This is a genomic window from Aeromonas sp. S13(2024) (genome assembly GCF_041402405.1).
Lineage (GTDB): Bacteria > Pseudomonadota > Gammaproteobacteria > Enterobacterales > Aeromonadaceae > Aeromonas > Aeromonas veronii.
In genome coordinates, this window is sequence record NZ_JBGLRA010000004.1 from 264,389 (window position 1) to 277,190 (window position 12,802).

General features: G+C 56.1%; 14 protein-coding genes. 5 read left to right on the forward strand and 9 right to left on the reverse strand.

Annotated features, from left to right (window positions below):
* Position 1 precedes the first annotated feature (1 nt).
* The 6 genes from secG to rlmE all read right to left on the reverse strand — a co-directional run bounded on the left by secG (position 2) and on the right by rlmE (position 6,101).
* Positions 2 to 328 (reverse strand): preprotein translocase subunit SecG, encoded by a 327-nt coding sequence (secG, locus tag ACB042_RS08800; protein ID WP_005338811.1) that lies wholly within the window; start codon positions 326 to 328, stop codon positions 2 to 4.
* Positions 329 to 1,093, reverse strand: coding sequence for a triose-phosphate isomerase (tpiA, locus tag ACB042_RS08805; RefSeq protein WP_371178248.1), 765 nt, complete (start codon positions 1,091 to 1,093; stop codon positions 329 to 331).
* 131 nt (positions 1,094 to 1,224) lie between these two features.
* Positions 1,225 to 2,559, reverse strand: coding sequence for a phosphoglucosamine mutase (gene glmM / locus ACB042_RS08810; RefSeq protein WP_005338823.1), 1,335 nt, complete (start codon positions 2,557 to 2,559; stop codon positions 1,225 to 1,227).
* A gap of 15 nt (positions 2,560 to 2,574) precedes the next feature.
* A complete protein-coding gene (folP, locus tag ACB042_RS08815) occupies positions 2,575 to 3,420 on the reverse strand; it encodes a dihydropteroate synthase (RefSeq protein ID WP_216951948.1) in 846 nt (281 codons plus the stop codon).
* Between the two features lie 59 nt (positions 3,421 to 3,479).
* The gene (ftsH, locus tag ACB042_RS08820) at positions 3,480 to 5,426 is read right to left on the reverse strand and encodes an ATP-dependent zinc metalloprotease FtsH (RefSeq protein WP_335838151.1); all 1,947 of its coding nucleotides are present in this window, start codon (positions 5,424 to 5,426) and stop codon (positions 3,480 to 3,482) included.
* Between the two features lie 45 nt (positions 5,427 to 5,471).
* Entirely contained in the window at positions 5,472 to 6,101 is a 630-nt protein-coding gene (gene rlmE, locus ACB042_RS08825; protein WP_005338828.1) for a 23S rRNA (uridine(2552)-2'-O)-methyltransferase RlmE, read from the reverse strand.
* A 97-nt stretch (positions 6,102 to 6,198) separates the two neighbouring features.
* Between rlmE and yhbY the strand changes: the two genes are divergently transcribed.
* Both yhbY and ACB042_RS08835 read left to right on the forward strand, forming a co-directional pair.
* Complete coding sequence (yhbY, locus tag ACB042_RS08830; protein WP_005338829.1) at positions 6,199 to 6,495, forward strand: ribosome assembly RNA-binding protein YhbY; 297 nt, start codon at positions 6,199 to 6,201, stop codon at positions 6,493 to 6,495.
* A 103-nt stretch (positions 6,496 to 6,598) separates the two neighbouring features.
* Positions 6,599 to 7,180, forward strand: a complete 582-nt coding sequence (locus tag ACB042_RS08835) for a hypothetical protein (protein ID WP_043822834.1) — start codon at positions 6,599 to 6,601, stop codon at positions 7,178 to 7,180.
* A gap of 76 nt (positions 7,181 to 7,256) precedes the next feature.
* Here ACB042_RS08835 and greA read toward each other — a convergent pair whose 3' ends face one another.
* The 3 genes from greA to pomA all read right to left on the reverse strand — a co-directional run bounded on the left by greA (position 7,257) and on the right by pomA (position 9,547).
* Entirely contained in the window at positions 7,257 to 7,733 is a 477-nt protein-coding gene (gene greA / locus ACB042_RS08840) for a transcription elongation factor GreA (RefSeq protein WP_005343528.1), read from the reverse strand.
* A 156-nt stretch (positions 7,734 to 7,889) separates the two neighbouring features.
* On the reverse strand, positions 7,890 to 8,783 hold the full coding sequence (locus ACB042_RS08845; RefSeq protein WP_371178249.1) for a flagellar motor protein MotB: 894 nt from the start codon (positions 8,781 to 8,783) through the stop codon (positions 7,890 to 7,892).
* Between the two features lie 5 nt (positions 8,784 to 8,788).
* Complete coding sequence (pomA, locus tag ACB042_RS08850; RefSeq protein WP_371178250.1) at positions 8,789 to 9,547, reverse strand: flagellar motor protein PomA; 759 nt, start codon at positions 9,545 to 9,547, stop codon at positions 8,789 to 8,791.
* Between the two features lie 211 nt (positions 9,548 to 9,758).
* Between pomA and xseB the strand changes: the two genes are divergently transcribed.
* The 3 genes from xseB to dxs are packed head-to-tail and all read left to right on the forward strand — an operon-like array spanning position 9,759 to position 12,791.
* Complete coding sequence (gene xseB, locus ACB042_RS08855) at positions 9,759 to 10,010, forward strand: exodeoxyribonuclease VII small subunit (protein WP_005338838.1); 252 nt, start codon at positions 9,759 to 9,761, stop codon at positions 10,008 to 10,010.
* Entirely contained in the window at positions 10,011 to 10,901 is an 891-nt protein-coding gene (gene ispA, locus ACB042_RS08860) for a (2E,6E)-farnesyl diphosphate synthase (protein ID WP_042080637.1), read from the forward strand.
* Between the two features lie 21 nt (positions 10,902 to 10,922).
* Positions 10,923 to 12,791, forward strand: coding sequence for a 1-deoxy-D-xylulose-5-phosphate synthase (gene dxs, locus ACB042_RS08865; protein WP_371178251.1), 1,869 nt, complete (start codon positions 10,923 to 10,925; stop codon positions 12,789 to 12,791).
* Positions 12,792 to 12,802: the final 11 nt, after the last annotated feature.

Sequence of the window (12,802 nt, forward strand, 5' to 3'; positions counted from 1 at the left end):
CTTACTCGGGAACGTCAGTATCTTTCTTCACTGGCGCTTTGGTCTGCTCAACCTGTTGGGTTTGTTGCAGATTTTCCCATTCACTACCCTGCTTGACCTTGTTGCTGGACATAGATCCGAGCACCAAGCTGATAACAAAAAACAGAGTAGCCAAAATTGCTGTTGTTCGGGTCAGGAAACTGCCTGAACCACCGGAGCCGAATACTGTGTTCGATGCCCCTGCGCCGAAGGAGGCGCCCATATCAGCCCCTTTACCTTGCTGAATCATCACCAGACCAATCAGAGCCAGTGAAACCAGCAGATAAACGACTAAAAGAATCTCGTACATTTAACTTGCACCCTTTGCCGCTTCAACAATTCCTAAAAACGTATCGCTATCGAGGCTTGCTCCGCCAATCAGTCCGCCATCAATGTCGGGCTGTGCAAACAAATCTCTCGCGTTGCTCGGCGTTACGCTCCCACCATAGATGATTCTAACTTTCTCACCTATTACCGGAGTATCCTCCGCCAAGCGACCACGTATAAAGGAATGAACCTCTTGTGCCTGCTCGGGTGTGGCGCATTTACCTGTACCTACAGCCCAAATCGGCTCGTAGGCGATGATAGCATTATCGAAAGCCATCGCGCCATTTTTCTCTATGACGATATCCAGCTCTTCAGAGATTACCTCGAAGGCTCTTCTCGCCTGCCTAGCCGCACCTGATTCACCTAAACAGAGGATGGGAATCAAGCCTGCCGCTCTGGCTGCCGCAAACTTCTCTGCGACGATAAAACTGGTCTCACCAAAGAGACGCCTGCGCTCGGAGTGCCCTACCAATACGTAACGACACCCTGCCTCGACCAGCATCTGACACGAGATTTCTCCAGTGTAAGCGCCAGTAGCATGCTGACTCACATTCTGAGCCCCTAACTTTATTACTTTCTGCTCATTGAGCAGTGAAGCGCTAAAGTCGAGATGCACATGGGAAGGACAGAGAACCACATCTACTTTTCCGTCAACGCTGTTTAGACACTGACTCGTAAACTGCTCTAACTGCGACCTACTACCGTGCAGCTTCCAGTTGGCTGCTACAAACGGCTTGCGATGTCCCATCGGCAACTCCCTTGCGAAAGCGGGGCTGATAATATCCAGTGGATGCTCAGCTGACAAGTGCTATTTTTAAATTTTTGAATCGTTTGAACAAGATACAACCAGGACGGCTAAAAAGCCGCCCTGGTTGTTCATTAAAACGCCGACTCAACCTGCTTGGCGATGCGCTGAGCCATGTCACGCACCTGCTGTTCATGCTCCCCTTCGACCATGACCCGGATCAGCGGTTCGGTACCTGATTTACGCAACAGTACGCGACCACGACCAGCCAGCTCCTGTTCCACCTTGGCAACCTCAGCCATGACAGCATCAGCGGCCAGCGGATCCTTGCCTTCGGCAAAACGAACATTCACCAGCACCTGCGGGAACTTGCTCATGCCGGAGCGCAGCTTGGCCAGCGGCATCTCGGCACTGCGCATAGCGGTAAGCACCTGCAAGGCGGCTACGATGCCATCACCCGTAGTGGTTTGATCCAGACAGATGATGTGGCCGGAGTTCTCGCCACCGATGCGCCAGCCCTTCTCTTCCATCATCTCCAGCACATAGCGGTCACCCACCTTGGCACGGGCAAACGGAATACCCAGGGTTTGCAGCGCCAGCTCCAGACCCATGTTGGCCATCAGGGTGCCGACGACACCGCCTTTGAGGCGACCATTGCGCAGGGCATCGCGCGCGATGATATAGAGCACTTCATCACCGTCGATGAGATAGCCGGTATGGTCGACCATGATCAGACGGTCACCATCACCATCAAAGGCAACCCCCAGATCGGCCTTGCACTCCAGTACCTTGGCAACCAGAGCGTCAGGCGCAGTCGAACCGACACCATCGTTGATATTGAGACCATCCGGGGCACAGCCCATGGTGATCACTTCAGCGCCCAGCTCGCGGAAAACCGACGGCGCAATGTGGTAAGTGGCGCCGTGGCCACAGTCGACCACCATTTTCACCCCATCCAGATTCATGTGGGAGGGGAAGGTGCTCTTGCAAAATTCGATATAGCGACCGGCAGCATCATCAATGCGCACCGCTTTGCCAAGTTCGGCCGACTCGACACACTTGAGCTCGTGATCCAGCTCGGCTTCGATAGCCAGCTCGACATCATCGGGCAGCTTGGTGCCGTCGGCGGAGAAGAACTTGATGCCGTTGTCGTAGAAGGGATTGTGGGAAGCGCTGATGACGATACCAGCTTCGGCACGGAAAGTGCGAGTCAGGTAGGCAACCGCCGGCGTGGGCATGGGCCCCATCAGAATGGCTTTAAGGCCTGCCGCAGAGAGCCCCGCTTCCAGCGCGGATTCCAGCATGTAACCGGAAATGCGGGTATCTTTGCCAATCAGCACCTTTTTGGTGCCCTTCTTGGAGAGCACCTTGCCGGCAGCCCAACCCAATTTCATTACAAAATCAGGAGTGATCGGGTATTCGCCAACCTTGCCGCGCACACCATCGGTACCGAAATACTTTCTTGCCATTGTCTGTTCTCTTTATTATCTGGAAATAAAATCTTGTCCCGTCATTGCCAGCCAACCGACGCGCAATGCGTCCATGGTCTCCCGTACATCGTGTACCCTGATGATGCGGGCCCCATGCTGCATGCCGATAAGGGCGCATGCCAGACTGCCCGCCAGACGCTCATCCACCGGACGGCCCAGCAGGTTGCCTATCATAGACTTTCGCGACATCCCCACCAATAGCGGCAAGCCATAATCAAGCAGTTCCTTTTGAGCCGCTAACAGCTGATAGTTGTGTGCAAGGGTCTTGCCAAAGCCATATCCCGGATCCAGCAACAGCTCTTCACGACGGATCCCGACCGCCAGACAAGCCGCAATGCGTTCATCAAAAAAGGCGCGTACCTCTCCGACCAGGTCGTCATAGTGTGGCTGGACTTGCATGGTTCTCGGCTGCCCTTGCATATGCATCAGACAGACCGGAACCCGCGCTTCGGCCGCGGCTTGCAGTGATCCAGGTTCTTGCAGTGCCCGCACATCGTTGATCAGATGGGCACCCACCTTGCAACCCTCCCGCATCACAGCCGCTTTGGAGGTATCGAGGGAGATCATCACATCCAGCTCACGAACCATCTGCTCCACAACAGGAATGACCCTGTCCAGCTCCTCCTGCTCGTTCACATCGGGCGCACCAGGGCGGGTTGACTCGCCACCGATGTCGATGAGGGTCGCACCGTCAGAGACCATCTGGCGCGCATGGGCCATTGCCCGTTCAAACTGGTTGAAATTACCGCCATCGGAGAAGGAGTCGGGCGTCACATTGAGGATCCCCATCACATGGGGACGATCGAGGGAGAGGCTGAGCCCCTTGCTGGTTAACTGCATTTTCACGTCCATCTGATAAAGAAAAACCCCGGGCAAGCCCGGGGTTTGGAGAGTCACGATTATTTGGCCGGAGCGTCGTTGGCTTTGTCGATAGTGACATCCGCCACCGGTGCAGCCTCATCGGCAGGCTTGGCCTCGGCAGCCACGGTGGAACCGCCTTGCGGGGTATCACCGTGCTCGTCATGCCAGTTGCTCGGAGCACGAACCTCGCGACGCGCCATCAGATCATCGATCTGTTTGGCGTCGATGGTTTCATACTTCATCAACGCATCTTTCATGCTGTGCAGTACATCCATGTTATCCAGCAGGATCTGCTTGGCGCGGTCGTAGTTGCGATCAATGACCTGCTTCACCTCGGCATCGATGATGCGCGCAGTGTCGTCGGACATGTGCTTGGCCTTGGCCATGCTGCGACCGAGGAACACCTCACCATCTTCTTCCGCGTAGAGCATTGGGCCGAGACGCTCGGACATACCCCACTGGGTCACCATCTTGCGTGCAATGTCGGTCGCCCGCTCGATATCGTTGGACGCGCCGGTCGATACCTTCTCGGCACCGTAGATCAGCTCTTCTGCCAGACGACCACCATACAGACTGGAGATCATCGACTCCAGATGCTGCTTGGAATGGCTCCAGCGATCCTGCTCCGGCAGATACATGGTCACACCCAGCGCACGACCGCGCGGAATGATGGATACTTTGTAAACCGGGTCATGATCCGGAACCAGACGACCAATGATGGCGTGACCGGCTTCATGATACGCAGTCATCTCTTTTTCGGACTCTTTCATCACCATGGAGCGACGTTCCGCACCCATCATGATCTTGTCCTTGGCCTTCTCGAACTCGGCCATGGAGACCACTCGGCGGCTCTCACGGGCAGAGAAGAGGGCTGCTTCGTTGACCAGGTTGGCCAAGTCCGCACCGGAGAAACCGGGGGTACCACGGGCAATCAGCGCCGGATTCACGTCATCCGCCAACGGAACTTTGCGCATGTGCACTTTCAGGATCTGCTCGCGACCACGGACATCCGGCAGACCGACCACAACCTGACGGTCGAAACGGCCCGGACGCAGCAGTGCCGGATCCAGTACGTCAGGACGGTTGGTGGCAGCGATGACGATAATGCCTTCATTACCTTCAAAGCCATCCATCTCGACCAGCATCTGGTTAAGGGTCTGCTCACGTTCATCGTGACCACCACCCAGACCGGCGCCACGCTGGCGACCGACCGCATCAATTTCATCGATGAAGATGATGCAGGGGGAAGATTTCTTGGCCTGTTCGAACATGTCACGCACCCGGGAGGCACCAACACCGACGAACATCTCCACGAAATCGGAACCAGAGATGGTGAAGAACGGCACCTTGGCCTCGCCCGCAATGGCCTTGGCCAGCAAGGTCTTACCGGTACCGGGAGGACCAACCAGCAGCACACCTGTCGGGATCTTGCCACCCAGTTTCTGGAATTTGCTCGGGTCGCGCAGATAGTCGACCAACTCCTTCACCTCTTCCTTGGCTTCATCACAACCTGCAACGTCAGCAAAGGTAGTCTTGATCTGATCTTCGCTCATCAGGCGAGCCTTGCTCTTGCCGAACGACATGGCACCTTTGCCACCGCCGCCCTGCATCTGACGCATGAAGAAGACCCAGACACCGATCAGCAGCAGCATCGGGAACCAGGAGATGAAGATAGAGGTCAACAGAGACGGCTCTTCCGGCTTCTCGCCCATCACTTTGACATTGTGATTGAGCATGTCGTTGAGCAGCTGGGGATCCGGCGCCGGGATGATGGTGGTGAATCGTTCACCAGTACGCTTGACGCCATTAATGACCTTACCGTCCATCCGCACTTCACGGATCTGCTCTTGGGTCACCTCTTTAACGAAGCTGGAATAGTCCAGCTGGCGACTGGTGGTATCGCTGGGGCTGAAGCTATTGAACACCGACATCAAAACGACGGCGATGACCAGCCACAGGATTAAGTTTTTCGCCATGTCACTCAAATCAGTAACCTCGCAGACTGACAGTTAACGATGAAGGTTAGGGTACTACAGTTTAAAACCGGTAGCCACAATGTAGACTTCCCGTGATCTGGCGCGGGATGAGTCTGGTTTACGAATTTTGACAGCGGAGAAAAGTTTACGAATTTCATTGAGATAGGCATCAAAGCCCTCTCCCTGAAACACCTTCACTACGAAACTGCCGTCACTACGCAATACCTGATTGCACATGTCCAGTGCCAGCTCGACCAGATACATGGCGCGAGCCTGATCCACCTGCTGGGTACCGCTCATGTTGGGCGCCATATCAGACATCACGACATCGACCTTGTCGGGACCCACTCGCTCCAGCAAAGCGCCGAGTACAGTTTCCTCCCGAAAGTCCCCTTGCAGGAAATCGACACCAGCAATGGGATCCATCGGCAAAATGTCACATGCGATGACGCGACCCGAATCACCAACCTGTTCAACCGCGAACTGGGACCAACCACCGGGGGCTGCACCCAAATCCACTACGGTCATGCCATGTTTCAGCAAGCGATCCTTGCCCTGGATCTCGTCAATCTTGAAAACAGCACGAGAACGCAGGCCCATTTTCTGGGCTTTTTTGACGTATTGATCGTCGAAATGTTCTTTTAACCAGCGAGTTGAACTGGGGGAACGTTTTTTCTGGGTCATGATAATCGACTTTAAAAAACCACAAGGGTTATTAGTATTAAGGGCTAAGTGGGGGTAGAATACGCCCCTTTCAACCCTGACTTATGAAGAAATTGCGATGATTCTCAACAATAAACAGAAACAGTACCTCAAGGGCCTTGCCCATAGCCTCAAGCCTGTCGTCCTGCTGGGTCAGCATGGTCTGACCGAAGGTGTACTGGCCGAGATCGATCTGGCACTGAACCATCACGAGCTGATCAAGGTTAAGGTTGCCTCTGAAGATCGCGAAATGAAACAACTGGTTATGGATGCTATCGTCCGTGAAACCGGTTCAATCAAGGTGCAAAGCATGGGTCATGTGCTGACCATTTATCGTCAAGCCAACGAACCCAAAATCCAGCTGCCCCGCAAGTAAAAGGAAAGAGCATCGCTCTTTCCTTATTCCACTTCTTCCCGAGTCGCTTGCCAAAGTAGTCGCAAAGCCCTTAACCTGCGATGAATACTTCCGGACACGCATTATGGCTCACCATCCTATTCTGACCGACGATGAGCTGGCCATGCTGCGGGACTTGGGGAGCAATCAGGACACCCATGTTCTGAGTGGTCACCTCGATGCCCCCATGCTTGGCTTGCTGCAAAAAGCCGAACACCTTGTACTCGAAGCCCGCTTCGCAGGCCATCAGCTGCGTTTTCCCCTGAGCTTTACCCAAGGGGAAGATGGCTTCGTCGAACCCCGCTTATCTGCACCGGTCATCAGGGAGCTGGGATTTGCGCAACCGCGCGCCTGGCGTCTCACCCAAAAAGCCAAGCTATGCAGCGAACTGGGCCTGTTTCAGGTACTCAGCCTCTCCCTCAATGGCCTCATCGTGGAAAATTTGCCAACCGACATGGTGGCCGATACCCCCATCAACGGCGAGCTCTGCATCGAGCAAGAGGCCCCTCTTCCACTGCAGGGACGACTGGTAAGGCGCATCAAAGCCAATGCCGACCATGCCACCTGGGCACTGAGCTTTCAAATGAGCGAGAGCAACATCGAACGGCTGCGCCATTGGTTGTTTCAGCGTCATCAGGACGCCTTTACCGAGGCGTATCTGTCCTGATTTTTATCAATAATCATATAGATAAAGACAAACAGGGGAGCGCCAGCCCCCCTGTTTCATCGTCTATAGCATTCGCTTAGATATAAGCGACTTCCAGTACTTCGTATTCCACATCGCCAGCAGGGGTCTTGACGATTGCAACATCGTCCACTTCCTTGCCAATCAGGGCGCGGGCAATCGGGGAGTTGACAGAGATGAGGTTCTGTTTGATATCAGCCTCATCGTCACCCACGATGCGGTAAACCACCTCTTCCTCTGTCTCGCTCTTGAGCAGAGTCACAGTCGCGCCAAAAATAACGCGGCCGTTGTTGGTCATCTTGGTGACATCGATCACCTGCGCATTGGAGAGCTTGGCTTCAATCTCCTGAATGCGACCTTCACAGAACCCCTGCTGCTCGCGAGCGGCATGGTATTCGGCGTTTTCCTTCAGATCGCCGTGCTCACGGGCATCGGCAATCGCTTCGATAATCTGGGGACGAAGCTCGGTCTTGAGATAATCGAGCTCTTCGCGCAGCTTCTCAGCGCCGCGAACAGTCATCGGAGTATGATTCATAGTCGAAACCTGGGTTGCTTGAAAATAGAAACTGCGGCCATCTGCAAGGAGGCCGCAGCGATCGGTTCGGATGAGGCATCTTAATATGAAGCCAACACAAAATCCACGTCAGCCCCCTGATGCAGATCCCACTTGCGTCATCGACATTCCCCTCGCTTACTTCCCTTCCGGTACGGAAATGGGGGAAGAAACGGTCGGTTTGCCCTGCATGATGGCGATCTCCACCCGCCGGTTCATCCGACGATTTTCCGGGGTGGTATTGGGCACCAATGGCTGGGAATCCGCCATCCCCTGCACCACCAGTCGCCCCTGATCAAAACCGGGGACCTTCAGCATCTGGTGCGCCACAGCCACTGCCCGTTGCGACGACAGCTCCCAGTTGGACTGGAACAGCTCATCTTCGGTCGCGACGTTGTCGGTGTGACCGGAGATGGTGATTTCACCCGGCACATCCTTGAGCAGGGTCGCGACCTTGCGAATAACCGGCCAGAACTGGGGCTGCAGAAACGCCGAACCGGCCGGGAACGACGCTTTTTCCCTGATCCGGATGATGATCTGCTGGCCCAGCGCCTCAATTTCGATGGCACCGTCCTGGATCTGATCTTTCATCTGCTCGGCGAGGGCTTTGGCCAGGGTATTGGACTGTTCTTGTGCCTTCTTCGCATCCTGCGCGGTATCGCCCCCCGTCTGCTTGCCATCACTATTGTCCTGACCACCGGCCTGATCCGCCTCGCCGGGCAGAAACTCCAGTTCGGTCTGGGTCATATCGATGGTCTGCTGCATCACAGTATCAATCGGCGTGGGCTCAGGGCGACCGGGCCTGAACTCCTGGGCAATCACCGAGGTTCCCTTGGGAATATCTTTCACCTCAAGGATGTTCTGCACTCCGAAAGCATTCTTCATAGAGCCCGCGATCTGCTTGAACTTGAGTACGTCCATCTCGGCAAAGGAGAGCAGCAGCACGAAGAAGCACATCAGCAGCGACATCAGGTCGGCAAAGGTGCCCATATAGGCAGGAAGACCGGGGGGGGGACATTTGCAATCAGACATGGTGCTTACTCCGCGCCGGTATTGCGTTTGGACTGGCTCAGATAGTTCTGCAGCATGGACTGGATCACCCGCGGGTTCTGGCCATCCTGAATCCCCATAATGGCATCAAGGATCAGGGTACGACTGAGCTTCTCCTCCCCGCTGCGCAGCTCCAGCTTGTCAGCAATAGGAATAGCGATCATGTTGGCCTCAATCGCTCCGTACAGGGTGGTAAGCAAGGCCACCGCCATTGCCGGACCGATCGACTTGGGGTCACTCATATTTGACAACATGGCCACCAGGCCCACCAACGTACCTATCATCCCCATGGCAGGGCCCAGATCCCCAAGGGTACGGAAGACCTTGATGGCAATGACATGGCGCTCGGCTGTCAGGTCGATATCCTTTTCCATCACGGCGCGCACCACTTCGGCATCGTGACCATCCACCAGCATGTCGATCCCTTTTTTCATAAATGCATTGGGGATCTCTGCGGCTTCCAGCGCCAGAAAGCCCCCTTTGCGAGCCGCGTCAGCCAGTTCAACGGCTTTGGTAATCAGGTCGTCGAGCTTGTCGCCCTTATACATAAAGGCTTTGCCCGCCACCTTGAAAGCCAGAAAAAACTGCCCGATATTGAACTTCATCATGGCGATGAAGATTGAGCCAAGAATAGTGATATAGACCGATGGCATATCGATAAACATGCTCAACGAGCCACCAAGGATCATGCCGTAAATCACGACACCGAATCCTAAAACGATACCTAACAAGCTCCCTAGATCCACGTCCCTACTCCTGTCACCGGTTCTTATGCCTAATTATAGTTTGTTGAATTTTCTGCTATTGCGACCCTAGCGGCAAGCATCCATCCACTGAGAATGATGGCTCATTATCGGCCAGTTTAGCGAGAGTTTGAGGGGGCAATGCTTTTCTGCCTCCCCCCTGTGGACGGTCGATGTTAATATAAGCCGTTTTTTTCAATCCCCGAGGATGGACATGGCCAGTAAAAAAATCGACCGTCTGAGTTTTGATGCCACTCTGGAAGAGCTGGAAACCATCGTTCATCAGCTGGAACAAGGTTCCCTACCCCTGGAAGAGGCACTCAAGCAGTTCGAGCAGGGCGTTCATCTGGTTCGGGCCGGTCAGCAGAAGCTGGAACTGGCCGAACAGAAGATCCAGATCCTGCTCAGTCAAGCCGATGGCAGTGACCAGCTCGCCCCCTTCCAGCCAGAACAAGGAGAGGAGTGAGTGGCGCTGGACCATTTTTCCCGTCTGCATCGTCAGCGTATTGACGACTGTCTGTCAGCACAACTTGAATCCTTGCCCGCCATGGCGCCGCGCCTGCGCGATGCCATGAGTTATGGCTTGCTGCTGGGCGGCAAGCGGGTTCGCCCGTTTCTGGTCTACGCGGTCGGCGAGATGCTGGGCGTCAAGAGCGAACTGCTGGATGGCCCTGCGGCTGCAGTGGAGTGCATCCACGCCTACTCCCTGCTGCACGATGACCTGCCCGCCATGGATAACGACGACCTGCGTCGTGGTCAGCCAACCGTTCACAAGGCGTTTGACGAAGGAACCGCCATTCTGGCCGGTGATGCGCTGCAGACCCTGGCGTTCTCCATTCTGGCCGATCACCCCATGCCCGATACCTTGATGGCCAACCGGGTGCGGATGCTGAGTACCCTCGCCCGCGCCTCCGGCTATCTCGGTATGTGTGGCGGTCAAGCGCTGGACCTGCAGGCCGAAGGGCGCCAGATCACGCTTGCCGAACTGGAGCAGGTACACCGCCACAAGACCGGTGCGCTGATTGAATGCGCCGTGGCGCTCGGCGCCCTGTGCAAAGCCGATGTCGATGACGCCACGCTGGCTGCACTGCAAACCTACGCAGCCGCGATTGGCCTCGCCTTTCAGGTGCAGGATGACATCCTCGACATCACAGGTGATACCGCCACCCTGGGCAAGCCGCAAGGTTCTGACCTGGCGCTGGAGAAAAGTACCTATCCGGCCCTGCTCGGACTCGAAAATGCCCGTGAGCTGGCTCGCGAACTGCATGGGAAAGCCTTAACAGCCCTGCAATCCTTGCCCTACAATACCGACATTCTGGAAGCGTTTGCCGATTACATCATCGAGCGAACCCACTAAACGCTGGATAACAGTAACAATATGAGCGTTGATATTAGCAATTTCCCCAACCTGGCCCTCGCGGACACTCCGGTCGAGCTGCGTTCATTGCCCAAAGATCGGCTGCCGGTGCTGTGCAACGAGCTGCGCGAATATCTGCTGCGCTCAGTCAGCCGCTCCAGCGGACACTTTGCCTCCGGTCTCGGCACGGTCGAACTGACCGTGGCCCTGCACTACGTCTACAACACCCCGTTCGATCGGCTGATCTGGGATGTAGGCCATCAGGCCTATCCCCACAAGATCCTGACCGGGCGCCGTGATCAGATCCACACCATCCGGCAGAAGGATGGTCTGCACCCCTTCCCCTGGCGTGGCGAGAGTGAATACGACGTGCTCTCCGTCGGCCACTCCAGCACCTCCATCGGTGCGGCGCTCGGTATGGCGGTCGCCGCCGAGAGCGAAGGGCTGGGTCGCAAGGTCGTTGCCGTGATCGGTGACGGCGCCATTACCGCTGGGATGGCCTTTGAAGCGCTCAATCACGCCGGCGATGTCCATAAAGACATGCTGGTGATCCTCAACGACAACGAGATGTCCATCTCCGAGAATGTCGGGGCGCTGAACAACCATCTGGCCCGGGTCATGTCCGGCAAGCTCTACACCACCATCCGCGAAGGCGGCAAGAAGGTGCTGGCGGGGCTGCCGCCGGTCAAGGAGCTGGCCAAACGGGCCGAAGAGCACCTCAAGGGGATGGTGGTGCCCGGCACCCTGTTCGAGGAGTTCGGCTTCAACTATATCGGCCCCATCGACGGTCACGATATCGAGGCACTGGTCGAGACCCTGCGCAACATGCGCAATCTCAAAGGCCCGCAACTGCTGCACGTCAAAACCAAGAAGGGCAAGGGTTACGAGCCAGCAGAGAAAGATCCCATCGGCTATCACGCCGTGCCCAAGTTTAATCCGGACGAATGTTCCCTACCCAAGGCAAGCGGTGCCAAACCCACCTTCTCCGCCATCTTTGGCCAGTGGCTGTGCGACATGGCTGCCAAAGACGAGAAGCTGGTTGGCATCACCCCCGCCATGCGCGAAGGTTCCGGGCTGGTGAAATTCAGCCAGCAGTATCCGGATCGCTACTTCGATGTGGCCATTGCCGAGCAGCATGCAGTCACGTTCGCCGCGGGTCTTGCCATCGCCGACAAGAAGCCGGTGGTGGCCATCTATTCGAGCTTCCTGCAGCGCGCCTACGATCAGGTGATCCACGACGTAGCGCTGCAAGATCTGCCGGTGCTATTTGCCATCGACCGGGCCGGTCTGGTGGGCGCCGATGGCCCGACCCATCAGGGGGCGTTCGATATCAGCTTCCTGCGCACCGTGCCCAACATGGTGGTGATGACGCCATCTGACGAGAACGAGTGCCGCCAGATGCTCTATACCGGCTATATCCATCAGGGCCCTGCCGCAGTACGCTATCCCCGCGGCAGCAGCCTGAGCGACGCCCCCATCTCGTCAGAGATGCAGGCACTGGAGCTTGGCAAGGGACGCATTATTCGAGAGGGCAAAGGCACCGCCATTCTGGCGTTTGGCACCTTGCTGCAACACGCCAAAACGGCCGCCGAAGCGCTGGATACCACTCTGGTGGACATGCGCTTCGTCAAACCGATGGATGAGGCGCTGGTGCTGTCGCTGGCGGCCAGCCACGATCACTTCGTCACCATCGAAGACAACGCCATCATGGGCGGTGCCGGTTCGGCGGTGAACGAGTTGCTGATGCGCAGCAAACAGTGCAAGCCGGTGCTCAACCTTGGCTTACCGGACCGCTTCGTGGAACAGGGTACCCAGCAGGAGATCTATGCCCTGCTCGGTCTGGACGATGCAGGCATCCAGCGCAGTATCGAAACCTGGCTGCAAACCTGAGTAGATCGCCA